The organism is Janthinobacterium sp. 64 (assembly GCF_002813325.1).
Classification (GTDB): domain Bacteria; phylum Pseudomonadota; class Gammaproteobacteria; order Burkholderiales; family Burkholderiaceae_D; genus Janthinobacterium.
This window is the reverse complement of record NZ_PHUG01000001.1, coordinates 1,140,504-1,167,052: the sequence shown is the minus strand read 5'-3', so window position 1 is coordinate 1,167,052 and position 26,549 is coordinate 1,140,504. Positions and strand designations below refer to the sequence as shown.

The 26,549-nt window shown below is 63.3% G+C and carries 30 protein-coding genes and 1 pseudogene; 20 read left to right on the top strand and 11 right to left on the bottom strand.

Annotated features, from left to right (window positions below; genetic code table 11):
- Window positions 1-62 precede the first annotated feature (62 nt).
- A complete protein-coding gene (locus CLU91_RS05190; protein ID WP_157814608.1) occupies window positions 63-1,685 on the top strand; it encodes a hypothetical protein in 1,623 nt (540 codons plus the stop codon).
- Between the two features lie 64 nt (window positions 1,686-1,749).
- Here CLU91_RS05190 and CLU91_RS05185 read toward each other — a convergent pair whose 3' ends face one another.
- Window positions 1,750-3,114 (bottom strand): amino acid permease, encoded by a 1,365-nt coding sequence (locus CLU91_RS05185; RefSeq protein ID WP_100873292.1) that lies wholly within the window; start codon window positions 3,112-3,114, stop codon window positions 1,750-1,752.
- Between the two features lie 189 nt (window positions 3,115-3,303).
- Between CLU91_RS05185 and CLU91_RS05180 the strand changes: the two genes are divergently transcribed.
- Entirely contained in the window at window positions 3,304-3,987 is a 684-nt protein-coding gene (locus CLU91_RS05180) for a YoaK family protein (RefSeq protein ID WP_100873291.1), read from the top strand.
- On the opposite strand, the gene CLU91_RS05175 is transcribed toward CLU91_RS05180, so the two are convergent.
- Window positions 3,984-4,436, bottom strand: a complete 453-nt coding sequence (locus tag CLU91_RS05175; RefSeq protein ID WP_198521252.1) for an acyl-CoA thioesterase — start codon at window positions 4,434-4,436, stop codon at window positions 3,984-3,986. The two genes, CLU91_RS05180 and CLU91_RS05175, sit on opposite strands and share 4 nt — an antisense overlap.
- Before the next feature lie 135 nt (window positions 4,437-4,571).
- On the opposite strand from CLU91_RS05175, the gene CLU91_RS05170 reads away from it, so the two are divergent.
- Complete coding sequence (locus CLU91_RS05170; RefSeq protein WP_100873289.1) at window positions 4,572-5,294, top strand: GntR family transcriptional regulator; 723 nt, start codon at window positions 4,572-4,574, stop codon at window positions 5,292-5,294.
- Complete coding sequence (locus tag CLU91_RS05165; RefSeq protein WP_100873288.1) at window positions 5,287-6,024, top strand: SDR family NAD(P)-dependent oxidoreductase; 738 nt, start codon at window positions 5,287-5,289, stop codon at window positions 6,022-6,024. Before CLU91_RS05170 ends, CLU91_RS05165 begins: the two co-directional genes overlap by 8 nt.
- A gap of 41 nt (window positions 6,025-6,065) precedes the next feature.
- Here the strand turns inward: CLU91_RS05165 and CLU91_RS05160 are convergent, their stop codons facing one another.
- Entirely contained in the window at window positions 6,066-6,539 is a 474-nt protein-coding gene (locus CLU91_RS05160) for a heme-degrading domain-containing protein (RefSeq protein ID WP_100873287.1), read from the bottom strand.
- Window positions 6,540-6,633: 94 nt separating this feature from the next.
- Between CLU91_RS05160 and alkB the strand changes: the two genes are divergently transcribed.
- The 7 genes and pseudogenes from alkB to CLU91_RS05130 all read left to right on the top strand — a co-directional run bounded on the left by alkB (window position 6,634) and on the right by CLU91_RS05130 (window position 12,679).
- Entirely contained in the window at window positions 6,634-7,296 is a 663-nt protein-coding gene (gene alkB / locus CLU91_RS05155) for a DNA oxidative demethylase AlkB (RefSeq protein WP_100873286.1), read from the top strand.
- Window positions 7,297-7,331: 35 nt separating this feature from the next.
- Window positions 7,332-7,881 (top strand): annotated as a pseudogene (locus CLU91_RS05150) (GTP cyclohydrolase, FolE2/MptA family).
- Between the two features lie 24 nt (window positions 7,882-7,905).
- The gene (locus tag CLU91_RS27785; protein ID WP_157814607.1) at window positions 7,906-8,064 is read left to right on the top strand and encodes a hypothetical protein; all 159 of its coding nucleotides are present in this window, start codon (window positions 7,906-7,908) and stop codon (window positions 8,062-8,064) included.
- Window positions 8,065-8,151: 87 nt separating this feature from the next.
- Entirely contained in the window at window positions 8,152-8,970 is an 819-nt protein-coding gene (gene blaOXA, locus CLU91_RS05145; RefSeq protein WP_100873285.1) for a class D beta-lactamase, read from the top strand.
- A complete protein-coding gene (locus tag CLU91_RS05140; protein ID WP_100873284.1) occupies window positions 8,967-9,362 on the top strand; it encodes a hypothetical protein in 396 nt (131 codons plus the stop codon). Before blaOXA ends, CLU91_RS05140 begins: the two co-directional genes overlap by 4 nt.
- Before the next feature lie 74 nt (window positions 9,363-9,436).
- The gene (locus CLU91_RS05135) at window positions 9,437-11,890 is read left to right on the top strand and encodes a penicillin-binding protein 1A (protein WP_100873283.1); all 2,454 of its coding nucleotides are present in this window, start codon (window positions 9,437-9,439) and stop codon (window positions 11,888-11,890) included.
- Between the two features lie 54 nt (window positions 11,891-11,944).
- Window positions 11,945-12,679, top strand: coding sequence for a hypothetical protein (locus tag CLU91_RS05130; protein WP_100873282.1), 735 nt, complete (start codon window positions 11,945-11,947; stop codon window positions 12,677-12,679).
- 56 nt (window positions 12,680-12,735) lie between these two features.
- Here the strand turns inward: CLU91_RS05130 and CLU91_RS27780 are convergent, their stop codons facing one another.
- The gene (locus CLU91_RS27780) at window positions 12,736-12,894 is read right to left on the bottom strand and encodes a hypothetical protein (protein WP_157814606.1); all 159 of its coding nucleotides are present in this window, start codon (window positions 12,892-12,894) and stop codon (window positions 12,736-12,738) included.
- Between the two features lie 118 nt (window positions 12,895-13,012).
- A complete protein-coding gene (locus CLU91_RS28395) occupies window positions 13,013-13,273 on the bottom strand; it encodes a hypothetical protein (RefSeq protein WP_100873281.1) in 261 nt (86 codons plus the stop codon).
- Window positions 13,274-13,610: 337 nt separating this feature from the next.
- Between CLU91_RS28395 and CLU91_RS05120 the strand changes: the two genes are divergently transcribed.
- Window positions 13,611-14,180 carry a sigma-70 family RNA polymerase sigma factor gene (locus tag CLU91_RS05120; RefSeq protein ID WP_157814605.1) on the top strand — a complete coding sequence of 190 codons (570 nt, stop codon included), beginning with the start codon at window positions 13,611-13,613 and terminating at the stop codon, window positions 14,178-14,180.
- A gap of 72 nt (window positions 14,181-14,252) precedes the next feature.
- On the top strand, window positions 14,253-14,549 hold the full coding sequence (locus CLU91_RS27775; protein WP_157814604.1) for a hypothetical protein: 297 nt from the start codon (window positions 14,253-14,255) through the stop codon (window positions 14,547-14,549).
- Window positions 14,550-14,697: 148 nt separating this feature from the next.
- On the opposite strand, the gene CLU91_RS05115 is transcribed toward CLU91_RS27775, so the two are convergent.
- The 5 genes from CLU91_RS05115 to CLU91_RS05095 form a co-directional block, all read right to left on the bottom strand.
- On the bottom strand, window positions 14,698-15,429 hold the full coding sequence (locus tag CLU91_RS05115; protein ID WP_100873279.1) for a hypothetical protein: 732 nt from the start codon (window positions 15,427-15,429) through the stop codon (window positions 14,698-14,700).
- The gene (locus tag CLU91_RS05110; RefSeq protein ID WP_100876591.1) at window positions 15,429-15,995 is read right to left on the bottom strand and encodes a hypothetical protein; all 567 of its coding nucleotides are present in this window, start codon (window positions 15,993-15,995) and stop codon (window positions 15,429-15,431) included. Before CLU91_RS05110 ends, CLU91_RS05115 begins: the two co-directional genes overlap by 1 nt.
- A 78-nt stretch (window positions 15,996-16,073) precedes the next feature.
- Window positions 16,074-16,361, bottom strand: a complete 288-nt coding sequence (locus CLU91_RS05105; RefSeq protein ID WP_100873278.1) for a putative quinol monooxygenase — start codon at window positions 16,359-16,361, stop codon at window positions 16,074-16,076.
- Between the two features lie 71 nt (window positions 16,362-16,432).
- The gene (locus CLU91_RS05100) at window positions 16,433-16,894 is read right to left on the bottom strand and encodes a GNAT family N-acetyltransferase (RefSeq protein ID WP_100873277.1); all 462 of its coding nucleotides are present in this window, start codon (window positions 16,892-16,894) and stop codon (window positions 16,433-16,435) included.
- 48 nt (window positions 16,895-16,942) lie between these two features.
- A complete protein-coding gene (locus CLU91_RS05095; protein WP_100873276.1) occupies window positions 16,943-17,863 on the bottom strand; it encodes a LysR family transcriptional regulator in 921 nt (306 codons plus the stop codon).
- Between the two features lie 149 nt (window positions 17,864-18,012).
- Here CLU91_RS05095 and CLU91_RS05090 point away from each other — a divergent pair, with 149 nt between their 5' ends.
- The 6 genes from CLU91_RS05090 (at window position 18,013) to CLU91_RS05065 (ending at window position 24,274) form a co-directional block, all read left to right on the top strand.
- Window positions 18,013-19,227, top strand: coding sequence for a 3-hydroxybenzoate 6-monooxygenase (locus CLU91_RS05090; RefSeq protein WP_100873275.1), 1,215 nt, complete (start codon window positions 18,013-18,015; stop codon window positions 19,225-19,227).
- On the top strand, window positions 19,224-20,276 hold the full coding sequence (gene gtdA, locus CLU91_RS05085; RefSeq protein WP_100873274.1) for a gentisate 1,2-dioxygenase: 1,053 nt from the start codon (window positions 19,224-19,226) through the stop codon (window positions 20,274-20,276). The genes CLU91_RS05090 and gtdA overlap by 4 nt, the downstream gene beginning before the upstream one ends.
- Window positions 20,277-20,382: 106 nt before the next feature.
- Complete coding sequence (locus tag CLU91_RS05080) at window positions 20,383-21,090, top strand: fumarylacetoacetate hydrolase family protein (protein ID WP_100873273.1); 708 nt, start codon at window positions 20,383-20,385, stop codon at window positions 21,088-21,090.
- 65 nt (window positions 21,091-21,155) lie between these two features.
- A complete protein-coding gene (locus CLU91_RS05075) occupies window positions 21,156-22,517 on the top strand; it encodes an MFS transporter (RefSeq protein WP_100873272.1) in 1,362 nt (453 codons plus the stop codon).
- The gene (gene maiA / locus CLU91_RS05070) at window positions 22,514-23,158 is read left to right on the top strand and encodes a maleylacetoacetate isomerase (protein WP_100873271.1); all 645 of its coding nucleotides are present in this window, start codon (window positions 22,514-22,516) and stop codon (window positions 23,156-23,158) included. Before CLU91_RS05075 ends, maiA begins: the two co-directional genes overlap by 4 nt.
- 24 nt (window positions 23,159-23,182) lie before the next feature.
- Window positions 23,183-24,274: a porin gene (locus CLU91_RS05065; protein ID WP_100873270.1), complete on the top strand. Its 1,092-nt coding sequence runs from the start codon at window positions 23,183-23,185 to the stop codon at window positions 24,272-24,274.
- Between the two features lie 7 nt (window positions 24,275-24,281).
- On the opposite strand, the gene CLU91_RS05060 is transcribed toward CLU91_RS05065, so the two are convergent.
- The gene (locus CLU91_RS05060) at window positions 24,282-25,760 is read right to left on the bottom strand and encodes an efflux transporter outer membrane subunit (RefSeq protein WP_100873269.1); all 1,479 of its coding nucleotides are present in this window, start codon (window positions 25,758-25,760) and stop codon (window positions 24,282-24,284) included.
- A gap of 93 nt (window positions 25,761-25,853) precedes the next feature.
- On the opposite strand from CLU91_RS05060, the gene CLU91_RS05055 reads away from it, so the two are divergent.
- The gene (locus CLU91_RS05055) at window positions 25,854-26,474 is read left to right on the top strand and encodes a TetR/AcrR family transcriptional regulator (RefSeq protein ID WP_100873268.1); all 621 of its coding nucleotides are present in this window, start codon (window positions 25,854-25,856) and stop codon (window positions 26,472-26,474) included.
- Window positions 26,475-26,549: the final 75 nt, after the last annotated feature.

Sequence of the window (26,549 nt, the reverse complement as noted above, 5' to 3'; positions counted from 1 at the left end):
AAAATGAAAGTTATGCATCTTTTATTCAATCACCGATCTTCGTTTAGCAAGGCATAAGACCCATGACCTCCGTCTCCTCGATCCCGAGCTGGAATCCAAGTCCGTCCCGCGCGCTCAGTGCCGCGGCCAACAAGGCCGATGCCGCGCCGTCTCCGGCGCCGGGCCCGTCTACCATCGTTGCCATCGGGGCCAGGCAAGCCGTCGTGGACCTGGCGCCGTCGCCGAAGATATGGGAAAGCCCGTTGCGCGATGGCGTCAGTGAACAAATGACGAAAAACTTCTTTTCGCAGACGGTTGGCGGCCGTTTCGCCGGCCTGGGCGCGAGCTTGCTGGAACAGATCAAGGGGGGCGTGCGCAATGTGTCGCAGGCGGTGCAGCAATCGCCGCCGCGCATGGAACCCAACACCTATAGCGACATCGGGGCCATGCAAGCGGCCAGCTTGCACGGCAATGGCGAAGACAAGGTCACTCTCAGCATTACCACCAAGAGCGGCGTGGAGGTCAAGCTGTCGCTCGATAGCCAGGACGATGGCCTGGCCGTGCGCATGAGCACGAGCGGCGAACTCAGCGAGGCCGAGGCCGGCGCGCTGGGCGGCTTGGCGGAAGCATTCCAGCAAGCCATCGATGGCATGGCGGAGGGCCAGCCGAAGATCAAGCTGAGCGGTCTGATGCAATTTGACCAGAATGTGCTGGCGTCGGTGAACTTGCACGCGGAAGTGAAAGTGCGCACCGAGCCGCAAAGCACGCAGACGCTGGACTTCCAGGCCGACAGCGCGCAGCGCAAGGTCAGCTTCAAGGGCGTGGCCGGATCGCTGGACGTGAAGGTCGATGCCAGCAAGCTCAATGCCCTGGGCAGCCAGGAACAGCAAGCCAAGGCCATGAGCAGTTATATGAAGCAGATCGGCCAGGCCGCGTCGCGCGGGCATGGCGATCCCGCGCTGATGGCCATGTTCAAGGATGCGTTTGGCGCCTTGCACAGCAACGCCGCCGCGCCGCAGGATGTGCGCGGCGTACCGGCAGCGGGCAAGTGGCGCCTGGCAGCCGAGGACAAGGCGATCCTGACTGGCATGGCGGACTTCAGCGCTTCGGTGTCGCAAACGGCGAAATCGAGCAATTCCATGCGCCTGGCGGAAACGGATGGCTTCAACTATGAGCTGTCGCAACAGACGACCCTGGCCGGCGCCAGCCAGGACGAGCGCTCGATCCAGCAGCAGCAGCAATCAAAGCTGAGCGCCAGCTTCCACATGCCCTTGATCCCCGGCGTGCCGTTGCGCTTGACGGAAGCGGCGGAATCGCAGAATTACACCTACCACCAGATCGACGACACGGCCAGCAGCGATGCGCAACTGGCCTACAAGGAAGGCAAGCTGGTCAAAGCGAGCCTGCGCCAGACGGCCACCCAGTCCACGCAGGTCATGACCTATGTGATGGGCAAACTGCAGTCGGACACGACCACGCCGACCCAGCATTCGGTGCAGCGCGACTTGCTCACGCAGCTGTTGCCTTACAAGACGGGTACTACGGACGAGACTGTCGAGGGAAGAGCCGAGCGGCACAAACAGGATTTGCTGACACTGAACGACGACATCATGCTGCAATCCTATCCCGGCCTGTGGATCAGCCCGTGGCAGGGGGACGCCCTATCCGAGGCGCAGGAAGCCAATAAGGGGGCGGCCGGCGCCTAGCGTGCAGAAAAAAAGCCCGCCTTCATACAAGAAGGCGGGCTTTTTCGTTGGTGAAGCTGTCGCGTCAGGCCTTGGCCTTGCTTTGCTTGATCCAGTAACCGACGCCCAGCGCAGCGAGCCAGACGGGGATCAGGTAGACGGAGATGCGCAGGCCCGGCGTCAGGTACATGATCACCAGGATGCCGGCCAGGAAGACCAGGCACAGGTAGTTGGTGAACGGGTAGCCCAGGCTCTGGAACAAGGTCGTCTTGCCCTCGGCCTTCTTTTGCGCGCGGAAGCGCAAATGGATCCAGCTGATCATGGCCCAGTTGATGATCAGCGCCGAGACCACCAGTCCCATCAGCACTTCGAATGCTTCGCCCGGCATGAAGTAATTGACCACCACGCAGGCGCCCGTCGCCAGGGCCGACACGCCCAGCGCGACGAGCGGCACGCCACGGCGGTTCAGGTGCAGCAGGGCGCGCGGGGCATTGCCCTGTTTGGCCAGGCCGAACAGCATGCGCGTGTTGCAGTACACGCCGCTGTTATACACGGACAGGGCGGCCGTCAGCACCACCACGTTCAGGGCCGTGGCCACCAGGTTGCTGTCGAGCGCATGGAAGATCAGCACGAAGGGGCTGCCGCCGGTGACGACGTTTTGCCACGGGTACAGCGACAACAAAATGCCCAGCGCGCCGATGTAAAAGATCAGGATGCGGTAGATGGCCTGGTTGGTGGCGCGCGGAATCGTCGTGCTCGGGTCGTCCGCCTCGGCCGCCGTGATGCCCACCAGTTCCAGGCCGCCGAACGAAAACATGATGACGGCCATGGCCATCACCAGACCCTGCCAGCCATTCGGGAAGAAGCCGCCGTGCTGCCACAGGTTGGCCACCGACGCTTGCGGACCGGCGTCGCCAGACGCGAGCAGCCAGGCGCCGAAGACGATCATGCCGATGATGGCGACCACCTTGATCAGGGCGAACCAGAATTCCATTTCGCCAAACGCCTTCACGTTGAGCAGGCTGATGGCGTTGATGGCGCAAAAGAAGATCAGCGCCGAGACCCAGGTGGGCACGTCCGGCCACCAGTACTGCACGTAGATGCCGACGGCAGTCAGCTCGGCCATGCTGACGAGTACATACAGTACCCAGTAATTCCAGCCCGACAGGAAGCCGGGCAGGTGGCCGCAGTATTTGTCGGCGAAGTAGCTGAAGGAGCCGGCGACGGGTTCGTCGACCACCATTTCTCCCAGCTGGCGCATGATCAAAAAGGCGATCACGCCGGCGATGCCATAGCCCAGCAGCACGGAAGGGCCGGCCATCTTGATGGTTTGCGCGATGCCCAGAAACAGGCCGGTGCCGATGGCGCCGCCCAGGGCGATGAGCTGGATGTGGCGGCTTTTCAGACCGCGCTTGAGCTCTTGTGGTTCGGTATTCCCGACTGCCGTCATATGTTTTATCCTGTTTTTACGGGGCTGAGGTCGCTGATTCTAAAGCATGGGCGCGCAAAGCAGGAGCGAAATGCATGTTGCACTGCGCAGGCGCAGGAAAAGCCTCGCATCTTCGCCGAACGGCGCGCAAAACCGCTGCCGTGGGCGATGGCGGCACGGTATCATGATGGCCAATTTCAAGGAGTGTGTATGAATCTTGCGCAGCGCAGCCGTTTGCAAGGCATCAGTCTGGGCTTTTTGGCCGGCTATGTCGATACCCTGGGCTTTGTCGCCCTGTTCGGCCTGTTCACAGCCCATGTGACGGGCAACTTCGTGCTGATCGGCGCGGCGCTGGCCAATGCCACGCATGCCTCGATCGCCCTCAAGCTGCTGGCGTTCCCCGCGTTTATCGTGGGCGTGGCGGCGGCGCGGCTGTTGACGGTGGCGGTCGAGCGCCGCGGCGGACCGGCGCTGCGCCTGGCGCTGCTGCTGGAGCTGGCGCTGCTGCTCGGTTTCATGGTGTGTGGCGTGCTGGCCGAACCGCTGGCGGCGGAACCGGGCGCGCTGGCGATGGCGGCCGGCCTGTTCGGCGCGGCCGCCATGGGCGCGCACAGCGCCATCAGCCGCCTGCTGCTGGCGCACCTGGCGCCCACGTCCATGATGACCGGCAATGTCACGCAAGTCGTCATCGACACGGTCGACGTGCTGCGCGGCGCGGCCGATGGCGCCACGCGCGAACGCTGCGTGAAATTCTTCTGGCCCTTGCTGGGCTTTGCCGCGGGCGCCATTCTGGCCGCTTTTGCCTACCTGGCCGTGGGCTTTGCCGCGCTGGCCGTGCCGCTGGCCATTTTGCTGGTGCTGATCGCGCTGGAGCCGGCGCGCCTGGCCAGCTAAACCTGCACCGGTTGGTGCGCCGCCACGATGGCCGGTTCGTACACGGCCAGGAATTCCGGTGGCAGGCGGCGCGCGCGGCCGCTGCTCAATTCGATGCAGATCAATTCCCAGCGTCCGCGCACGACGGTGGCGCCGTCGCTATCGCGCACCAGCTGGAAGCGCCGTCCCATGCTGGAGCGGCCGTCGCTGGCGCACAGCCAGGTGGCCAGGGTCAGCGTTTCGCCGGCCCGCGTTGGCAGCAGGTAGTCGTATTCGCCGCGGCGGATTGCCATGGCCCGGTCCAGGCGCCGGTAATCGTCCAGGTCCAGCCCCAGGCTGGCCGAATGGTGCCAGGCGATATGCTCGCACCAGCGCACATACACGGCGTTGTTGGTGTGCTGCAAGCCGTCGATGTCGCCTGGTTCCGGCGTGACGGGCAGGGTGTGGGCGTGCGGATAATCCCAGTTCAAGTGCATTCCTTTTAATACGGTGGCGGCTGATTGTACGTGCTGGCGGCGTTTGCTGCCTGCGGCGCACGTCTGGAAAAACACTGTTTTTCTTCTTGATGTATGATGCATCATAATTTCAAAAGATCAAGAACACGCATGAACCATCAACTGGACAGTCTGGTGCACGTCAATCTGGGCAAGTCCGTGTACGCGATGCTGCGCGACGCGCTGGCGGCCGGGCGCTTCCAGCCGAATGACCGGCTGCGCATCCGCGAACTGGCGCTGCAGCTGGGCACCAGCGTCACGCCCGTGCGCGACGCCATGCTGCAGCTGGTGCAGGAAGAGGCGCTGGTGCTGCGCTCGCCCCGTGACTTCCGCGTGCCCGTGCTCAGCGTGGCGCGCTACCTGGAAATCCGCGCGCTGCGCCTGGAACTGGAAGGGCTGGGCGCGTTCGAGGCGGCGCAGCGCATCGACGACGCCACCTTGGCCGACCTGGAGCGCCTGCTGCAGGCCAATGAAGAGGCGATTGCGCGGCACGACCTGGCGGCGGCCCTGCAATGCAACCAGGCGTTTCACCTGGGGCTGGCGCAGGCGGCCGGCATGCCGACCTTGAAACGCTTCGTCGACCACCTGTGGATGCAGACGGCGCCGCTGATCGCCGCCGGCTACGCCAGCTTTTCGCCCGACATGCGGGTCGGCCACCACCACGCCATCATCAGCGCGCTGCGCCAGCGCGACGGTGCGGCCGCGCGGCGCGCCATCGAACAGGACATCCTCGACGGCGGCACGCAGATGCTGGCCTATGTCATGCGCCAGGAGCGCCTCCACGCCGGCACAACCGGACAAGAACAGAGCAAGGAAGAACAGGAACATGAGTGAACAAAAAACCGCCATCGTCACGGGCGCCAGCCGCGGCATCGGCCACGCCGTGGCGGAACGCTTCCGCAGTCTGGGCTGGCGGGTCATCACCGTCTCGCGCAGCCCGATTCCCGGCGGCTGTCCCCGCAGCCAGGAGCACAACACGCATGTGTGCATGGATCTGTCGGACCTGAGCCAGATCGGGCAGATGGTCGATACGCTGCGCCCCATGCTGGGCGACGCCAAATTGCACGCGCTGGTGAACAATGCGGGCGTGTCGCCGAAGGGGCCGGGCGGCTCGCGCGTCAATTCGCTGACCACCGACATGCAGACGTGGCAGGAAATGTACAACACCAACTTTTTTGCGCCGCTGGCGCTGACGCGCGGCTTCGCGCAGGAATTGTCGAATGCGCACGGTGCCGTGGTGAACCTGTGCTCGATCGCCGGCTACCGTGTGCACCCGTTTGCCGGTTCCGCCTACGCCAGTTCGAAGGCGGCGCTGGCGTCGCTGACGCGCGAAATGGCCAACGACATGGCGCCGCTGAACGTGCGCGTCAATGCGATTGCGCCGGGCGAGATCGACACGGCGATTCTGTCGCCCGGCACCTCGCACATCGTCGACACGCAAATTCCCCTGCGCCGCCTGGGCACGACGGCCGAAGTGGCCGATTTGGTGGAGTTCCTGTGCAGCGAGCGCGCCTCGTACATCACGGGCGCGGAAATTCCCATCGACGGCGGCCAGCGCATTTAGAACCTGTCCCGGTAGCCGGCGCCGATGGCGCCTGCGAGGCCTCAGTGCGCGTCCAGCTGCGCCTGCAGCGCCGCCACCACCAGCGCGTGGTCGTCGGCCTGCGCCAGGCCGGAAACGCTCACCGTGCCGACCATTCCCACGCCGCGTATCAGCAACGGGAACGCGCCGCCGTGGCCCGCATACTCGATGTCGTCGAGGTATTTCACGTCTTCGAAGGTGCTGCCGCGGCTTTTATACGAGATGCCCATGTAGTAGGAGCTGCGGCAAAAGCGCTGCACCGTCTGGTTCTTGCGGCGTATCCAGTCCGCCTGGTCCGCCGTGGCGCCCGTCATGGCGTGGTGGAACAGGACCTGGCCGTTGCGCGTGATGTTGACGGTGACGGCCTTGCCCCGCTTGCGCACTTCCTCGACGATCCACAGGCCCACGGCCAGCGCGGCGTCGTTGTCGAAGCGTTCGAATTGCAGGGTTTCTTCCTGCTGCGCGAGTGTTTGCAGCAAATCGGCGTAATGATCCATCGTCAGGTAGTCGGGGAGTGGCTGGAAACGCTACTGTAGCGCACCATGGAGCAGCCGCGCGCGCTTTTTCCGTGCCGCGCCTACAATAGGCGCCATGAACCTGCCTCTGTTTGCTGATGAAGACCAGGCGCCGGCCGCTCCCGCGCCGCTGGTGCCGGGCGCGTCCGCGTCGCTCCTGCTGCGCGCTTTCGCGCTGCCGTATGTGGACGAGGTGCTGCCAGCGCTGGACGCCATCGTGCTGGCGGCGCCCCTGCGCCACATGGCCACGCCGGGCGGCTTGCGCATGTCTGTTGCCATGAGCAATTGCGGCGCCCAGGGCTGGATCACGGATGGGCGCGGCTACCGCTATGCGCGTCTCGATCCGGCCAGCGGCCGCCCCTGGCCGCCGATGCCGCCCGTGTTCCTGCGCCTGGCGCAGCAGGCGGCGCTGGCGGCCGGCTATCCGGGCTTCATGCCCGACGCCTGCCTGGTCAACCGTTATGCGCCCGGCGCGCGCATGGCCCTGCACCAGGACCGCGACGAATGCGATTTTACCGCGCCCATCGTCTCCGTCTCGCTCGGTTTGCCCGCCACCTTCCTGTTCGGCGGCGCCGAGCGGGCCGACAAGGCGGCCCGCATTCCTTTGCTGCATGGCGACGTGGTGGTGTGGGGCGGCGCCGACCGCCTGCGCTTCCACGGTGTGGCGCCGCTGAAGGAGGGCGAACACGCGCTGCTGGGCGCGCAGCGCATCAATCTGACGTTTCGCAAGGCCAGCTGATCTGTTGGCATCTCTCATTATATGAAGCCATCACCATGAAGCGTGATTCGATTGCCTCACCCCTGCCTGACGTGGCGGCCGGCCCCCATCTGGGCCACCCCTTGCCATTGGAATGGGTGGGCATGCAGGGCATCGCCTTGCCCGTGTGGCTGGAAGAGGGCGGGCAGGCACAGCAAGTGCATGCCTGGGCCGATGTGCAGGTGGACTTGCCCGATCCGACAGTCAAGGGCATGCACATGCCGCGGCTGTATCTGCTGCTCGATGCGTTTGCCGCCGCGCAGCCGCGTCAATTGCTGGCCGACGCGTTTGCGGCGCGGGCGGCATCGACGGCGCGGCCGCGTGCGACTGGCTGCAGGAACACGCCAGCCTGGCCACGCCGCTGCAACGGCCGTGAAACGGGCCGACGAGCAGGCGTTCGCGCGCTTGAATGGTGCTAACCTGATGTATGTGGAAGACGCGGCCCGCCGCGTGCAGGCGGCGCTGGCGCAACATCATGCGCAGGCGCGTGTTACCGTACGGCATATGGAAAGCCTGCATCCGCACGATGCCGTGGCGCAGGCGGGCAAGCTTGCCGGAGATTACTAGTCAACCACCGTGGAGGAGGACAGCATGCCGGAGAAAATCGAGCGGGAAGTCAATGATGACAGCCTGGAAGCGGAACTGGAGCGCGAACGGCGCGAGCATGCGCTGATCGACGAGGAAAAGCTGGGCATGGACGAGCTGGAAGAGGAGCGGCTGAAGCGGGAACGCCAACCGGGCGGTCACTAACGTCAAGGCAATGTTATCAGCGCTGGCATCGCGCCGTGCAGCCCGGTACAATTTCGCTTTGTCCTTCTCCCCCAACCCCGGAGGCCCATGAAATACCGCGCATTCTTCCCGTTCATCCTCGGCTTGGCAGGCGCCCCGCTGGCCGCTTCGCAAGCCCAGGCCGCCACCATCTGCACCGCCATGGCCGACGCCAAGACGGGCGCCGTCTTGCTGCAAGAGGGCAATTGCCTCGACAGAGTCACCCCCGCATCCACGTTCAAGATCGCCCTCAGCCTGATGGGCTATGACGCCGGCTTCCTCAAGGACGAGCACAAGCCGGCCCTGCCATACCGCCAGGGCTATGTGGACTGGGGCGGCGAAGCGTGGCGCCAGGATACGGACCCGTCGCGCTGGATGCAGTATTCCGTCGTCTGGTATTCGCAGCAGATCACGCAGGCGCTGGGCGCCGAGCGCTTCCAGAAGTACGCCAAGGCTTTGCGCTATGGCAATGCGGATGTGTCGGGCGACAAGGGCAAGGACAATAGCCTGGAGCGCTCGTGGATCAGCTCTTCGCTGAAGATCTCTCCGCTGGAACAGCTGGGTTTCTTGCGCAAACTGGTCAATTACCAGCTGCCCGTGACGAAACAGGCGATGCAGGCAACGCAGCGCCTGACGCGCCTGGCGGACGTGGATGGCTGGCAAGTGCACGGCAAGACGGGCGCCGCCTTCCCGCGCAAGGCCGACGGCAGCTTTGACGAAGCGCATGGCTACGGCTGGTTCGTGGGCTGGGCCAGCAAGGGGGAGCGCAGCATCGTGTTTGCGCGCCTGGTGCAGGACGATAAGAAGGGTGAGCAGTCGGCTGGCTTGCGCACGCGCGACGCCATGCTGAAGGAATTGCCGGCTCTGCTGGAGCAGGCGCAGAAGTGACGGCCAGCATCGTCGCCGCCACCTTCATCGCTACCGAGGGTGACTATCTGGAAGCGGTCATCGACGTGGCTGGCCAGCGCCTGCACGTGATGGACGAGTTTGGCGGCGCGCAACTGGCCGCCGGCACGCAAGTTCAGCTCGCACTGTCGCCCATGCCCAGCGAGCGTGACGACTGGGACGCCATCTTCCGCGCCAATCCGGGCCGGGAGCAGGGGCTGCGCCGGCTCGACGGCTGGCGCTACCTGGCGCTCGGCGTCGTGACCCAGGTTGACCCCGTCGTCTGCGACTGTGGCCTGCTGCAAGTGGAAAACCCGTTTACAACGCATGATGCGCGCTGCGTGGGTGCGTATGTCGGCGTCACGCTGGCGCGCCTCGATGCTTGCCTGGCGTAAAATCCGGCCCGCTTTGTTGCCCGCCCTATATACTTGCTGAAACGGATCATCCGGCATCAGACAAGGTTACAAGCATGGCATCAGGCATGGAGCAGTTTCAGGAAAAAGCACGGCAGGCGTGGATACTGGCGCGCGCGCAGGTCGTGCGTGTGGCAGGGCTGGCGTGGGTAAAAGCAGTGGCGCTGTACCGGCGCGGCCATGCGCACTTGATGACCTTGCCGCCCGTGCGGCGCGCGCTGGTGCTGGCCTTATGGTCATTTTTGGCCGTGCTGGCGCTGGTGATTTTATACCTGCTGCTGCTGATCCCCTTGACGCCCAGCATCCACGATTTGCGCCAGGCGCGCGCGGCCGCACCGAGCACCATGGTCAGCACCGACGGCAAGGAACTGGTGCGTTTCGACCAGGGCTTGCAGGAACGGGTCACCTTGAAACAGATTTCGCCGAACGTGATCAGCGCCTTGATCTCGACGGAAGACCACCGTTTCTACGCACACCACGGCATCGACTTCACGCGCACGGCGGGCGCCATCCTGCACACGGCCGGCGGCAATCCCCAGGGTGGTTCCACCATCACGCAGCAGCTGGCGCGCAATATGTTCCCCGAGGAAATCGGCCGTTCGCGCAACCTGAACCGCAAGCTGAAGGAGCTGATCACGGCCCTGAAAATCGAGGCCACCTACAGCAAGACGGAAATCCTGGAAGCGTATTTGAATACGGTACCCTTCCTGTACAACACTTACGGCATCGAAATGGCGGCCCGCACCTATTTCGACAAGCCCGCCTCGCGCCTCGACATCCTGGAAAGCGCCACCCTGGTCGGCATGCTCAAGGGCACGAATTACTATAATCCCGTGGGTAATCCCGAGCGTTCCCTGCAGCGGCGCAATGTGGTGCTGGGGCAGATGCGCAAGCACGACGTCATCGACGAGGCGCGCTATAAACAGTTGATCAAGCGTCCGCTGCGCCTGCATTTCGAGCGCCAGAGCGAGCGGGCACAATCGGACAGCCATTTCACGGCCTATGTGCGCAAGTGGCTGATCGACTGGGCCGACGAGAACGATTACAACCTGGAGCGCGATGGCCTGGTGGTGCACACCACGCTCGACCACGATTTGCAGCAGGCGGCCGAGCGCGCCGTCGAACGCCAGGCGAATGCCTTGCAGGCGATTGCCGATGTGGAATGGAGCCGCGCGGGCGTGCCATCGTCCACGTCGACGGGCATGTACGCGGGCATGCAGGCTGGCAGCGTGGCCTTCGAGTATTTCTGGAAATCGCGTCCGGCCCTGCTCGATGCCTTCGTGCGCGAGTCGGCCGACTACCGCAAGCTGACGGCGGCCGGCAGCACGCCCGAGGCGGCGCTGGCGCAACTGAAGGGCGACCGCGCCTTCATGGCGGCCTTGCGCAAGTCGAAGACGCGCCTGGAAGCGGGTTTTGCGGCCATGGACCCGGCCACGGGCGCCGTGCGCGCCTGGGTGGGCAGCCGCGACTTTGCGCGCGAGCAATTCGACCACGTGTCGCAGGCGGCGCGCCAGCCCGGTTCCACCTTCAAACCCATCGTGTATGGCGCGGCGCTGGAAAAGGGTTTAAGCCCTGACCACGTCTACCGCGATGAAGTGATGGATATCAAGGCGGCCGACGGCACCAAATGGCGCCCGACCGACATGAGCGGTACCACGGGACGCGACATGACCATGCGCGACGGCCTCGTGTACTCGAAAAACACGATCACGGCGCAAGTGATGCAGGACGTGGGCTTGCCGCCGATCATCAAACTGGCGCGCGCGCTCGGCATCCGCGACAGCAAGCTGGAAAAAGTGCCGTCCCTGGCGCTGGGTACCAGTCCCGTCACATTATTGGAAATGGTCAACGCCTACGCCAGCATCGCGGCGCAGGGCGAGGCGCGTTTGCCGTTCGTCGTCACGCACATCACGGACCGCGAAGGCAAGGTCATCGCCCGTTTCGGCGAAGACAAGCCCCAGCGCGCCATGCAGCCGGCATCGGCGGCCACCCTGACCGACATGATGCGCGGCGTCATCGACCGCGGCACGGGCACGGCCATCCGCAGCCGCTTCGGCATCCGCTCCGACGTGGCCGGCAAGAGCGGCACCACGCAAAACAATGCGGACGGCTGGTTCATTTTGATGCATCCGCAACTGGTGGGCGGCGCCTGGGTGGGCTTCAATGACGCGCGCGTCACCATGCGCAGCAATTACTGGGGCCAGGGCGGCCACAACGCCGTGCTGGTAGTGGGCGACTTCTTCAAGACGGCGCTGGACACGGGCAAGCTGTCGCGCGACGCCATCTTCCCCGGCGGCAAGCCACCGCCACCGCTGCGCCATGTGGAACCGGTCGATGAGCCGCAGGACGAGCCGGTGGAAGAGCCGGGAGACTTGCTGCAGGAAGGCGTGCCGCCAGCGCCGCTGGCCGTGCCGGCCGAAGGCGAGCAGGACACGCATGGCAAGGCGGTGCCGGAGCCGGCGCCTGTGCCTGCGCCGAATCCGCAGCCGGCGCCTGCACCGCAAGGTTAATCCGCTGTGTCGATGGGGTTGGGGGACGCAGTACTTCTGGAAAGCCGCTAACGCGTGAAACCATATATTCAACTTACCATACGCACGAAGGCGCCCACGGAGTCATGGGCGGTTGGCGAACAGTTCATCGGCACGCTGGAGGAGCACGCCGGATTGCTCTTGCCGGAGCAGATATCGCATAATCCGGATAAATTCACCGAATCTTACGCCGGAAAAATGGCGATGGAAGAGTGCTGGGCAGCACCTTGTACCTTGCGTTTTGACGGCGGCATGTTTGAAGTGGCGGAAGAATTCGCATGGCGACGAAAAAAAGCCATCAAGTCCACCGGCTATGTGAGTCACACAAAGCGTAATATCCGTGGCCAGATCGTACCCGGTGGCGTGAGTTTCACGTCAGCGTATAGCCAGAACGTCGATTTCCACATGCTCTTCAAGCAGTGGTGCCATATCTTTCCGCCTCAGATCGCGATGCTGCATCCCTTCGTTCCACTTGAATTGGCAAGCCTCGGCCGCTACGATAGTTTTCGCCTGGGATCGTTCAATGCGTCCCTCAGGCCGGACATTCCGGAAGCAGCGTGGGCCATGTTCTATGGGCCAGATTTTTGTCCGCGCATCGATGTGGAGCGGCTGCTGGCTGCTGGATTTTTCGTGGAACAGATGGGTGAGGGTATCCTGGTCAGGGTAACGGAACGTATTGAAGATGTTGAAAATAATTTCCCAATGTTTTTACGACGGCGCGCGGAACTCAAGTGCCTGTTTCCTGTCGGATTTTTCCTGGATAAGGAGTGAGCGGCGAGAGCCTGGAGCGATAGCTGCGATGCTTGTGGCCTTGATGCCCGCCGGCTTCATAGTGTATTGCGCCGCAAGCCCGCTTCCCGCACGAACACTTGCAGCGCCGGCATGGTCTGCTGGTGCAGCGCTTTCAGTTCCGTTCTCAGCGCGGGCGTGATGGCCAGGCTGCCGTCCGCTTCCTTGCGCACGGGCAAGCCCAGCGTCTGTGCCATTTCCACCGGGTAATTCGTGAAGTCGCCATACGGGCGCTTGCCGTCGACGGATGGGGTGGGCCAGTAGATTATATGATGGGAACAGGCGTCGAATTGCAGAGTGACGTCTGCAGTTTGGCTACCATCTGGGCTGACGTGACCAACGTAGCACTTTAGCAAGTCTGATTTTCACCGTTTGCTCCCCTTCCGTTTCATGCTCCAGCCACAGGACACCGTCTTCCATGCAGACCCAGGCATCAACTATGCGCGTGTCGAACGGCATCGTCGTGTCTTTTATATCAATCTTCATTCGGCCAGAATCGACATCGAGCGACCTTAATACCCGCGTCGTTCGCTGCGTGAACTCGATGACGTATGAAGTTCTTGTATTTTTAATCATCAAAAATGCTCAGCCAGGTGCGTAAATTTTTTAAATATTACTATATAAAAATTTTTCGCCGCACACGAAAACGAGCACATCAATAAATTCCTGAAAAATTTCCAAAATGAAAAAATGTTTTCGAAAAATAAATTAAAATTTCTTTATGGATAAATTGTGTTGCAGAGAGGAAAAATAATTTCCAATTTTAATTGTTGTCTTTGGAAAGTATTTATTTAATTAATTTTCCGATGATACTTTTTTAATTTGATATAAATCAAGATTATTGGTGTATTGATCTCAGGATAAATTCTTGCTGCTAGGATGCAAGCTCATCCTTGGTGTTGATGAGCAATTCATGCTTGAAAATAATGAAAATTTCATAAGGGAAAGAATTTGTGTCGGGGATACATCGGCATTTCATACGCTCTATGTCAAATACAGTGTTCATATGAGAAGTTTAGTAAGTCATCATGTTCATCATAGGCAAGATATCGATGATATGGTTCAGATTATCTTTCTCAATGCATTTCTATGGTTTAAAGAATGTCGTAGCTATTCGACGTTATATGCATGGTTGTACTCAATAGCCATGCATAGTATCGAAAAATATTATTCTAATGAATTGGAGATTGAATCACGTATATTTTTCTCATTCAACGGCATGAAGGATGCTGTTGATGCATTCAATCTTTCTAATGAAAATAGTCCAGAAGAAATATGTATTGCAACGGAAACTGGGCGGGAGATTGTTGGATTGATCGCCAACTTGCCACCTCTGTTGAAAAAGGCATTATTGCTACGTGAGAATGATGGAATGAGCTACGGTGAGATTGCAATAAAGATGGGATGCCCTATGGGAACAGTGCGAAGCCGTATTCACAGGGTCAGGGCAGAGATACGCAAGAGGCTGGAAAAGGATGATTGAATCCAGTCCCGCATCATTGCGCTACCACAGGCGCAAGTGGCGATTATTTGTCTCTACTTAACATAAATTTACATGGTAAATAAAAATTACATCAGTGGCCTGGCGCAAGAGGAGCTTGATCGCCGAAGACGGATCGATGCATTGACCGCACAAAAAATAGACGTTGCGATTATTTTCCAGGAAATGCTTGGCACTGCAGTGGCAGCAAAATACTTGCGAACAAATGGCGTGCCGCTATCTGTCGCATTGCGTGTGTTGACATATGCTCACAGAAAAGAACCGTCGCCACCAAAAATGATTGGATTCGAGGATGGGCCTGCCAATTGCTTCCAGTCCAGGCAGACCGCGACAAGAGGGAAATCAGATTGAAGGCTAGAAAACAAGCTGCCATGCGTCTAAATGTGAGGGCAAATGTCACGCTTCGGTACCGCGTCGGACGGCGGTGGGGGCTGCTCATCGGCTGGGATAATATTCGGCCGGGGGGGGCTTACGTAAACGACAGGAAGCCGGTTACGCTTCAGACCGTATTGCGCCGCAAGCCCGCTTCCCGCACGAATACTTGCAGCGCCGCCATGGTCTGCTGGTGCAGCGCTTGCAGTTCCATTCTCAGCGCGGGCGTGATGGCCAGGCTGCCGTCCGCTTCCTTGCGCACGGGCAGGCCCAGCGCCTGTGCCATTTCCACCGGGTAATTCGTGAAGTCGCCATACGGGCGCTTGCCGTCGACGGACGGGGTGGGCCAAAAGCCTTCGGCCAGGTAGTCTTCCACGCCCATGCCCAGCATTTCCAGCGTCATCCACGACTGTTGCCGCAGCAGCGTCAGATGCCGGGCAGTCAAGGTAAACGGCGCCTTGCCGTTGGCATAGCTGCCCGGCTTCAGGTCGGCCATCTGCACGAAGTGGGGCAGCAGCAGCGCCGCCTCCATCAGGCGCTGGGCGGCCAGTGCCGCATCCTTGCTGGCGATGGCTTGCATGGCCAGTTGCAGGGTATCGCCTTTGCCCAGCGGGTAGACCGGATTGAGCATGGGCGCGCCGCTTTCCACGGGCGACCAGCCGATGTTGAAACGCCGTATCAGCGCCAGATGGTGCACATTGAGCACGGTGGGCAGCGGAGCGTCGAGGGTGGCCAGGATGCGCTGGCGCACTGCGTCGGGCAGGCCGCCGCCGGCCGCGCGCGCGAGCACGGGAGAGCATAGCAGGGCACCAGTCAGGCGCAGCAGCTGGCGCCGCAGGGGCTGGATCAGGCGCGCCATCACGGTGCCGTCAAGTCCTGGCGCTGGAATTCGATGCGGTTTTCCTGATACTGCCACTTGGTGTAGGGCCCGAACACGCGCCGGTTTTCCTTGCTGTCGGCATTCGATTGTTCGCGCTTCATGCGCCGCACGAGGGCGGTGTCGACCAGCGGCTCGGTCGTCGTGCCGAACACTTCGTGGCGCACGCTTTGCCTGGCGTCGGCGCCGCGCGAAATGATGGTGAGCTTGCGCGTGGCGGGATCGAAGTACAGGCGCATGGCAAACGTGTTCATGTCCTGCAGATACAGGCCGTCGTCGCGCCACTGGGCATAGAAATAGTCGCCGCAGACGGCCTTCGGCTCGCGTTTCCACTCGCAGGCAAGCAGGATCAGCAAGTGATGGTCGTCGAGTTGTTTGATTGAAACACGGGCCTTGGAATAGCCCCAGTTGCTGGGCGGCACGGTCTTCGACGAGAGCAGATTGTATTCGCCCACGAGCTTGGGCATGGGCGCTTGCGCGAAGGCGCCAGCGCAAAGTGTCATGGCGGCTGCCGCTGCGGCGCCGCGTATCGAGGAAAATGGTGTCATGATGGCCATAAAAGAAAGTTGCCACATTATAAGTGGCAACTTTCTTTGGGGAACGCGCGATTGAACGCTGCCGTGCGGTTACTTCAGCTTGCTCAACTCGGCCACGTCGATCTTGACGGTCTTGTCGCCCACGGCGGCCACCAGCGCCTTGAAGTGGGGCGTCGCGTAATGCGCCGTCAGCGCATCCTGGTCGCTCCATTCTTCCAGCATGATGAAGCGCGTGGGAATCTTGTTGTCGAGGTGCAAGTCGTAGCGCAGGCAGGCGCTTTCCGCGCGGCTAGGCGTAACGACGGCTTCCAGGGCGGCGCGCACGGTGTCGATATGGTCAGCTTGGGCATCGATGGTGGCAACGACGATCAGGGTCATGGTGGTCCTTGTAAAGTGGTGGGGCGGGTGCAGCTTAGCGTAGTTTGCCCATTCTTGCCTGCCATGCCCAGTCAGGCCGGAGCTAGCTGAATGACGGCCAGCATGTCATTGCCATCGGCATCCAAGCCTTTTTCCACGAAACCCATGCTGGCATAGAACTGTTTCGCGTTGGCATTGCTGGGCTTGTAGCAAATTTCGATGCTGCGCGCGTCCGGGCGGGCGCGGATTTCCGCCAGCGCCAGGGTGAGGGCGGCGCGGCCATGGCCTTGCCCCTGGCGCCGGTGATCGATCATGAAGCGCCAGATCTGGTAGTGTCCGGGCGGATCATCGGCGTCGGGCGAGACGAACATCAGGAAGCCGATCACTTCCTCGTCGCCATACACGGCGCGCGTATGCAGGATGGCGGGGTGGAAACTCGCTTGCGCGATGGAATAGTCGTTGCTGGCCAGATAGTCGCGTTGCTGGGGCAGCAAAGGCAGGTCGCTGATGAGGTCAAAATTGTCGACGGTGACGGGGCGCAGGCTGATGAGCATGTTCAATCAATGGAATGCAAGGACACGGCTTGCCAGTATGGGGAAAAATTACTCAATAGGCAACGTTGTTCCATCACCCGCCCCAAACAGCTGCGCCATCGTCTGGCGCAGCCAGCGGTTCGACGCATCTTCATGGTAGCGCTCGTGCCAGTGCTGCTTGACTGAGAAGCTGGGCAGCGCCACGGGCAGGGGCAGGATGCGGAACGCTTCGTGGTCCTGCATCTGCAGCGCGTAGCGGTACGGTACCGTGACGATGTACTCGGTTTCGGCGACGATGCGCGACACGCCGAGGAAGCTGGGCAGTTTCAGCACGATGCGCCGCTGCACGCCGGCCGCCGCCAGCACCTTTTCCACGATGGAGTGGCCCGTGCCCGAGCTTTTCACTTCGATATGCCCCTCTTGCAGGAACTCTTCCGCCGTCATCGTGTCGCGGATGCGCGGGTGGCTGCTGGCCACCAGGCAGACGAAATGCTGGTCGAATAGTTTCTGCTGATAAAACCCCGATTCCAGGTGCGGCATGAAGCCCACGGCCAGGTCCACTTCGCCGCCTTCCAGGCGCGCCGGCGTGTCAGTGGCGATCTTCGACACGTCCAGGGTGATGTGGGGGCCGATCTGCTGCAGGTGGTTGAGCAGCGTGGGCAGCAGCACGATTTCACTGATATCCGTCATGCAGATGGCAAATTCGCGCGTGCTGGCGGCCGGGTCGAACACGGGCTGGTCGGCCAGCGCATGCTGCCAGGCGGCAATCGCGGCGCGCACGTCCTGCACCGCGTTCTGCGCGCGCGGCGTCGGTTCCATGCCTTTCGAGGTGCGCGCGAACAGGCGGTCGCCGAAATGCGTGCGCAGTTTCCCCAGGCCGATGCTCACCGTCGATTGCGGCAAACCCAGGTTTTCCGCCGCGCGCGTCACATTGCGGCTTTTATAGATCTCGTCAAAGATGAACAGCAGTTCGATATCGAAGCGCGACATAAGAGGATTCCACCATTATTTAAAAATGTGATTGTTGTTATTGTATTCCATCGCTTTACCAAATATTGACCTGTCGGCACACTGTTTGCCATACCAAGAGCACGGCAAACGTGCATTGCGCAAGCACACAGATCAATTGGAGGAAAGAAATGGAAGCTACCCACAAACCGTCGGTCTTGATCGTCGGCGGCGGCATCGGCGGCATGGCCGCCGCGCTGTCCCTGTCGCGCCTGGGGCTGGCCGTCACCGTACTGGAACAGGCTGCCACTTTGGGCGAGATCGGCGCCGGCATCCAGCTGGCGCCCAACGCCTTCGCCGCGCTCGACGCGCTGGGCGTGGGCGAACGCACGCGTGCCAAGGCCGTCTTCACGGAACGCCTGGTGATGATGGACGCCGTCGATGCGAGCGAGGTTGGCACCTTTGTCGTCGATGCGGCCTTCCGCGAGCGCTTCAGCAATCCCTACGCCGTCATCCACCGGGCCGACATCCACGGCGCCATTCTCGACGCGGTGCGCACTTCGCCGCTGATCACGTTTGTGACGTCCTCGCACGTGACGCAGGTTGTGGAAGACGCCGATGGTGTCACCGTGCTCGATGCGGCGGGGCGCAGCTTCCGCGCCGATGCGCTGATCGGCTGCGATGGCGTCAAGTCCGTCATCCGCGAGCGCATAGTGGGCGACCAGGTGCGCGTTTCCGGCCACGTGGTGTACCGCGCCGTGGTGCCGGCCGCCGACATGCCGGCCGACCTGCGCTGGAATGCGCCCGTCGTCTGGGCCGGGCCGAACTGCCACCTCGTGCACTACCCGCTGCGCAATGGCGAGCAATACAACCTGGTGGTGACTTTCCACAGCCGCGAGCAGGAACAGTGGAGCGTCACGGACGGCAGCAAGGAAGAAGTGCTGTCCTACTTCGACGGCGTGCATGATCAGCCGCGCCAGCTGCTGCACAAGCCGACCAGTTGGAAACGCTGGAGCACGGCCGACCGCGACCCCGTCGCCAACTGGAGCACCAAGCGCATGACCCTGCTGGGCGACTCGGCCCACCCGATGCTGCAATACCTGGCGCAGGGCGCCTGCATGGCGCTGGAAGACGCCGTCACCCTGGGCGAAGCCGTGCGCGCCTGCGGCTTCGACATGGCCGCCGCCTTCCAGCTGTATCAAAGCTCGCGCATCGCCCGCACGGCGAGGGTCGTGCTGTCGGCGCGCGAAATGGGCCGGCTGTACCACGCCAAAGGCGTTGAGCGCCTGGTGCGCAATGAGCTGTGGCGCGGCCGCACGCCCGCGCAATTTTATGAAGCGCTGGCCTGGCTGTATGGCTGGACGGCGCACAACTGCCTGGCCACCACCGAGAAGGAGGCAGCATGACGTCCCATCCAACGCCCGCACGCGAAGCCTTATATGCAGCCCTGAGCGGCATGCATCTGTCGCCGCTGTGGCAATCCCTGCACACCCTGGTGCCGCAGCATCCGACGGCGCCGTATGCGGCGGCCCTGTGGCGCTATGCGGATATCGCGCCCCAGCTGGCGCGCGCCGGCGAAGTCATCACGGCCCACGAAGCCGTGCGCAGAGTCCTCGTGCTGGAAAACCCGGCCTTGCCGGGCCGCTCGTCGATCACGCAATCGCTGTACGCGGGCCTGCAGCTGATTTTGCCCGGCGAAGTGGCGCCTTCGCACCGCCACAGCCAGTCGGCGCTGCGCTTTGTCGTGAGCGGGCAGGGCGCCTATACGACGGTGGCGGGCGAGCGCACCACCATGCACCCGGGCGACTTCATCATCACCCCGTCGTGGACCTGGCATGACCATGGCAACCTCGGCGTCGATGGCGTGAGTGAGCCGGTCGTCTGGCTCGATGGCCTCGATATTCCCATGCTGCGCTATTTCGACTCGGGTTTCGCGGAAAACGATACGCAGGACAGCCAGTCCGTCAGCCGTCCGGAAGGCCAGAGCTTCGCCCGCTACGGCTACAACATGGCACCCGTCAAGTCGCTGCACCAGGGCGCCACCTCGCCCATCTTCAACTACCCGTATGCCCGCTCGCGCGAAGCGCTGGACCTGCTGTCGCGCACGGACGCCATCGACGACTGGCACGGCTACAAGCTCAAATACGTGAACCCGCTGACGGGCGGCTCGCCCATGCCCACCATGGCCACCTTCATGCAGCTGCTGCCCAAGGGTTTCAAGGGCAAGCGAGCGCGCAGCACCGACGGCACCGTCTACAGCGTCGTCGAAGGCCACGGCAAGGTGACGATAGGCGCGCAGGTATTCGACTTCGCCCCGCGCGACACCTTCGTCGTGCCGTCATGGGCCGTCGTCTCCTTCGACTGCCCGCAGGACGACGTCGTGCTGTTCAGTTTTTCCGACCGCCCCGTGCAGCTTGCCATGGGCGTGCTGCGCGAGCAGTTTTTGACTGACTAAATGCCGGGGTCAGACCCGCCGGGGGAATGCGTCCCAGTGGGACGCATTCCGATCCCGCAGGGACTGACCCCAGATTTCAATTTCCCTCAACGGACCACTAAAAATCATGACCAACTTCATCTTCGCCCCCCAAACCATCGCCGGCCTGCCCATCCTTGGCACGGACGCGCAGTTCCCCGTACGCCGCATCTACTGCGTGGGCCGCAACTACGCCGCCCATGCGCGCGAAATGGGTTTTGACCCCGACCGCGAACCGCCATTCTTCTTTTGCAAGCCGAATGACGACAAGTCCGTCGTGCCCGTGCTGCCCGGCGTGACGGCCAGCGTGCCGTATCCGGAGCAGACGTCGAACTACCACCACGAGATCGAGCTGGTGGTCGCCATCGGCAAGGGCGGCAGCAATATCGCCCTGGAGGACGCGGCCTCGCACATCTTCGGCTACGGCGTGGGCCTGGACATGACGCGGCGCGACCTGCAGATGCGCATGCGCGAACAGGGGCGGCCATGGGAAATCGGCAAGGCCTTCGACTATTCGGCGCCCATCGGCGCGCTCACGTCGATGGCCGACAGCGGCGAGATCACCACGGGCGCCATCGTGCTGGAAGTCGACGGCAAGGTCGTGCAGACGAGCGACCTGACGCACCTGATCTGGTCCGTCAATGAAGTCATCGCCAATCTGTCCACGCTGTTCGAGCTGCAGCCGGGCGACATCATCATGACGGGCACGCCCGAATGCGTGGGCGCCGTCACCAGCGGGCAAACCATGGCGGCGCGCATCGCCGGGCTGACGCCGATCACCGTCGCCGTCAAGTAAAACCACCGGGCCAGCGCGGCACAGATCGCGCAGCCCAAGCGAACAATAACAACGGAGACAAGACCATGACTACCCACGCCAGTACCGACGTCCAGCAATTCCTCGACCAGCACCCGTTTTCCCGCTACCAGAAGCTGATCCTCTGGCTATGCTTTCTGATCGTCGCCATCGACGGTTTCGACACGGCCTCGATCGGCTTCATCGCGCCCGCCATCCGCGCCGAATGGGGCTTGACCCCAGCCGCGCTGGCGCCCCTGTTCGGCGCGGGCCTGTTTGGCTTGATGGCGGGATCGTTTTTGTTCGGTCCCCTGGCCGACCGCTATGGCCGGCGTCCCGTGCTGATCGTCTCCGTGGCGTTTTTCGGCGCCGCCAGCCTGCTGTCGGCCTGGTCGACGGATCTGACGATGCTGCTGGTGCTGCGCTTCTTGACGGGGCTGGGCCTCGGCGGCGCCATGCCCACTTCCGTGACCATGACGTCCGAATACTGCCCGCAGCAGCGCCGTTCCGGTCTGGTGACGATGATGTTCTGCGGCTTTACCATCGGTTCCGCGCTGGGCGGACTGGCCTCGGCGCAGCTGCTGCACCTGATCGGCTGGCGCGGCGTGCTGGTGCTGGGCGGCGCCTTGCCGCTGCTGCTGGTGCCCGTGCTGCTGCTGGCGCTGCCGGAGTCCTTGCGCTGGCTGGTGCTCAAGGGCCGCGACGGCAGCGTGGTGCTGAACATCGTGCGCCGCATTGCGCCCACCCTGGCCGCCTTGCCGCGCCTCGTCGTCAGCGATAAAAAACTCGCCGGCTCGCCCATGGCCGAATTGTTCCGTCCCGGCGTGATCGGCGGCACCTTGCTGCTGTGGTCCACGTTTTTCATGAGTTTATTGATTATCTATTTGCTGTCGAGCTGGATGCCGACTCTGTTGAATGGCAATGGCCTGTCCCTGTCGAACGCTTCGCTCGTGACGATGATGTTCCAGGTGGGCGGCACCGTCGGCGCCATCCTGCTGGGGCGCTGGATGGACCGCTACAGCCCGCATAAAGTGCTGAGCATCGCCTACCTGGCCGCCGCCGGCTGCATCGTCGTCGTGGCCCTGTCGGGCAGCAGCCTGGCCCTGCTGGTGCTGGCCGTGTTTGGCGTGGGCTTTGGCGTCAGCGGCTCGCAAGTGGGCGCCAATGCGCTGGCCGCCGCCTTTTACCCCACGTCGAGCCGCGCCACGGGTGTCAGCTGGGCCGCCGCCGTGGGCCGCAGCGGCTCCGTGCTCGGCTCCATGGCCGGCGGTCTGATGCTGACCCTGAAACTCGATAACGAAACCATCTTCTTTTTGCTGGCCATCCCGGCCGTGCTGGCGTCCCTGGCCTTGCTGGCCATGGGCCGGCTGATACGCACCCGGACTGTCGCCAGCGCCGTTCCCGCTACCCTGAAAGAGAGCACCGTATGAAACTGCATGGCTATTACCGCAGCTCCGCGTCCTACCGCGTGCGCATCGCGCTGAACCTGAAAAATCTGCACGCTGACACGGCCTATGTGCACCTGAGCCGCAATGGCGGCGAGCAGTTCACGCCGGCGTTTTCCAGCCTGAACCCGCAGCACCTGTTGCCCGTGCTGGAGGACGGCGGCGCCGTGCTGACGCAATCGCTGGCCATCATCGAATACCTGGACGAGACGCAGGCAGGGCAAAAGCTGCTGCCGGCCGATGCCCTGGGCCGCGCCCGCGTGCGCCAGCTGGCCATGGTGTGCGCCTGCGACATCCACCCGCTCAATAACCTGCGCGTCCTCAATTACCTGACGGGGCCTTTGGCCCTGTCGCAGGAGCAGAAGAATACGTGGTACCAGCACTGGACCCATCTGGGCCTGGCCGCGCTGGAAGCGGAATTGGTGCATAGCCCGCACACGGGCCGGTTCTGCCATGGCGACACGCCGACCCTGGCCGATTGCTGCCTGGTGCCGCAGGTGTACAACGCGCTGCGCTTCCAATGCGACCTGGCTTTGTATCCGACGATACGCCGCATCGTCGCGCAGTGCGAGGCGCTGCCGGCGTTCAGCGAAGCGCACCCGGATGCGCAGCCCGACGCCGAATAAATAAATACAAAAACGGAGACAAGCATGAAAAAAACCAAGGCCATCACCATGGCGCTGCTGGGCGCGTGCGCCTGCAGCACCGCATATGCACAAGGTAGCGTCACCCTGTACGGAGTGCTCGACAGCTCGCTGGCCTACACGAGCAATGCCAATGCGGCCGGCGGCAGCGTCACCAAGATGCCCACCTTGACGGGTTCATTGCCATCGCGCTTCGGCCTCAAGGGCGTGGAAGACCTGGGCGGCGGCCTGCAGGCCGTCTTTGCGCTGGAATCGGGATTCGGCGTCGATACCGGCATCGTGGGGCAGGGCGGGAGACTGTTCGGCCGCCAGTCATATGTGGGCTTGAAGGGCCGCTATGGCAGCGTGATGCTGGGGCGGCAAATGAATATGTCGTTCTGGGCCACGCAAAAGTCCGACATCATGGGCCCGGCCCTGTTTTCCATCAGCAGCCTCGATCTGTACCTGCCGAATGCGCGCAGCGACAACGCCATCGGCTACCTGGGCACGTTTTCCGACGTGACCGTGGGTGCCACCTACAGCCTGGGTCGCGATGCCTCGGCGGCGGGCGGGCCGGCCGCCACTGGCTGCGCGGGCGAAGTGGCGGGCAATGCCAAGGCTTGCCGCCAGATCACCGCCTTGCTCGGTTACGACACGGGCCGCTATGGCGCCACGGCCTCGTACGACATCCTGTACGGTAACGCGGGCGCGGCCAACGGCCTGACGTCGAGCCGCCACTTCGACCGCCGCGTGATCGCCAGCGCCTACGCCATGCTCGGCCAGTTAAAGCTGGGCGGCGGCATCATCGACCGCACCATACGCGCCGCCACGGGCCCCGTCGACTCGCAACTGCTGTATTTCGGCGCCGCGTGGCCCGTCGCGCCCGCGCTGGTGCTCGATGGCCAGGTGGCCAAACTGGCCATCAAGGATAGCCCGAACGATGCCACCCTGGCCACCGCGCGCCTGACCTATCACCTGTCCAGACGCACGGCCATCTACGCCGCCATCGGCCGCATGGACAATGATGGCGCGGCCGCCGTGGCGCTGGACGCGGGCGGCACGGTGGGCGCGGGGCGCACGCAGAATGGCGTGATGGCGGGTGTGCGCCATTTCTTCTGACGCAGTCTTACCGGGCTGCCACCGCTTCTGACCCGGCTTGCGGCGCCTGCCAGCCGCCGCCCAGCGCCCGGTAGGTGGCGACGGCGGCGCGCGCCGATGCCGTTTGCGCCTGTTCGCGCGCGTCTGCTGCGCGCAGCAGCCGGGAGTCGGCCTGCAGCACATCGAGCCGGCTGACTACGCCTTTTTCGTAGGCGGCCAGCGAGGCGGCGCGGGCGCGCTCAAACGCTTGCACGCTTTGCGCCAGCAACGCGGCCTGTTCTTCATGGCGCAGCAGTGCCGAGCCGGCGTTTTCCACGTCTTCGACGGCGTGCAGCGCGGCGAGCCGGTAGGCCGCCAGCAGCTCCGCTTCGCGGCCACGGGAAGCTTCGATCTGCGCGTCGATGCGGCCGAAATCGAACAGGCGCCAGCGCAGGCCCAGCATGCCGGCGGCCTGGCCGGAGCCGCTGCCGAACAGGGCGCCGCCGGCCGTGGCGCTGCCAAACAGCGCGCCCAGGTTCAGTTTCGGGTAGTACTCGGCGACGGCCGCGCCGGTGCGCGCGCTGGCGGCGGCCAGGCGCCGTTCGGCGGCGATCAGGTCGGGCCGGCGCCGCAGCAGTTCGCCCGGCGAGCCGCCTGCCGTGATGCGCGGCGCGCGCGCCATCGCGCCGACGGCGGCCATCTCACCGGCGTAGGTGCCTGGCGCCGCGCCCAGCATCACGTCGAGCGCATGCAGCGCCACTTCGCGCGCCGCGTCCAGGCCGGGCACGACGGCGCGCGCCTGCGCCAGCGACGCTTCGGCCTGCCGCAGCGCTGGTTCGTTCGCCAATCCCTTGTCATATAGCAGCGTCGCCAGTTCCAGTAGCGCCGCGTCGGTGCCGGCCTGCCGGCGCGCCAGGTCGAGCCGCGCCTGCAAACCCTGGATGGACAGGTACAGGTCGGCCGTTTGCGCCGCCACGGCCAGCCGCGTGGCGGCCCATCCCGCTTCGCTCGCTGCGTAATCGGCGCGCGCCGCTTCGCGTTCGCGGCGCAAGCCGCCGAACAGGTCGAGTTCCCACGACGCTTGCAGGTTCAATTCGCGCGCGCTGCCGGCGCGCTCAAAGCCTGGCGTGGCGTTCAAGACCTGGCCCAGCGGCGTTTGCACGGACTGGTAGGCGCGCGCCGCCTGGCCGCCCAGGCTGGCCGACGGCAGCAGCGCGGCGTCGGCCGCACCGGTGGCGGCGCGCGCCTGGCTGACCCTGGCCTGCGCTTGCGCCAGGTCGAGGTTTTGCGCCAGCGCCACCGTCACCAGGCGGGTCAGGCGCGGGTCGCCGAAGGCCGTCCACCATTGCCGCAGTTCTGCAGCGTCGGCGGCATTGGCACCCTGGCGCGCGCCGAGCGCTGCCTGGTGCAGATACTGCGCCGCTTGCGGCAGCTCGGGCCGGCGGTAATCGCCACCGACGGTGCAGCCGGTGGCGGCCAGGCCGGCGGCGATCAGCAGAAAGGGGAGGCGCAGACGTGGCAGTGGCATGGTGGTCTTCCAGTTCAAAAGAGAATAATGTGTGACTATAATACATTTCGGTCACTTATTGTACATTCCGGCGCGGCGCGTTAAGCTGTCGCCATGAATTCCACTACACCCGACACACCCAGCCCTGCGCGCGGCCCCGCCGGCCACGACGTGCGCGACCAGATCGTTGCCGCCGCCACCGATTACTTCAGCCGCTACGGCTATGAAAAGACGACCGTCTCCGATCTGGCCAGGGCGATCGGCTTTTCCAAGGCTTATATCTACAAGTTCTTCGAATCGAAGCAAGCCATCGGCGAGCATATCTGCGGCAACTGCCTGCGCCAGATCGAGACGGAGGTGAAGGCGGCCGTCGCGGCGGCCGGGCGGCCGCCAGAGCAGCTGCGGCGCATGTTCAAGGCCAGCGTCGAGGCCAGCTTGCGGTTGTTTTTCCAGGACCGCAAGCTGTACGACATCGCCGCCTCGGCCGCCACCGAGCGCTGGCCGGCGGTGCAAGCCTACGAGCTGGCGATGGGCGCCTTGCTGCAGGATATCTTGCAGCAGGGGCGCAAGACGGGCGACTTCGAACGCAAGACGCCGCTCGACGAGACGGCCAGCGCCATCTACCTGGTGATGCGCCCCTACGTCAATCCTTTGCTGCTGCAACACAGCGTCGACAGCAGCGAAACGGCCGTGGTGCAGTTGTCCAGCCTGGTGTTGCGCAGTTTGTCGCCGTAAGCGCTTCAATGATAAGTGACGATTGACTTAATTGGTCACTAGTACCAGAATGAGGGCTCTGATCACTCATTCATG